1 protein-coding gene is annotated in these 228 nt (G+C 58.8%); it reads left to right on the top strand.

Annotation, left to right across the window (positions count from 1 at the left end):
• Positions 1-228, top strand: a 228-nt coding sequence (gpJ, locus tag HEN33_RS27285; protein WP_183083586.1) for a TipJ family phage tail tip protein, incomplete at both ends; no start/stop codon positions are given.

Below are 228 nucleotides of genomic sequence, written 5' to 3'. Positions count from 1 at the left end.
GTACGCCAGTGCTGGACAGTGAGGGGAATACCAATATCTCCGGTGTCACGGTGGTTTTCCGGGCAGGTGAGCAGGAGCAGACACCGCCGGAGGGATTTGAATCCTCCGGCTCCGAGACGGTGCTGGGTACGGAAGTGAAGTACGACACGCCGATTACCCGGACCATCACGTCTGCAAACATCGACCGTCTGCGCTTTACCTTCGGTGTGCAGGCACTGGTGGAAACCA

This window comes from Escherichia sp. 94.0001, from assembly GCF_013369155.2.
Lineage (GTDB): Bacteria > Pseudomonadota > Gammaproteobacteria > Enterobacterales > Enterobacteriaceae > Escherichia > Escherichia coli_F.
The sequence above is the reverse complement of the archived record's forward strand: the minus strand, read 5'-3'. Positions and strand labels throughout refer to the sequence as shown.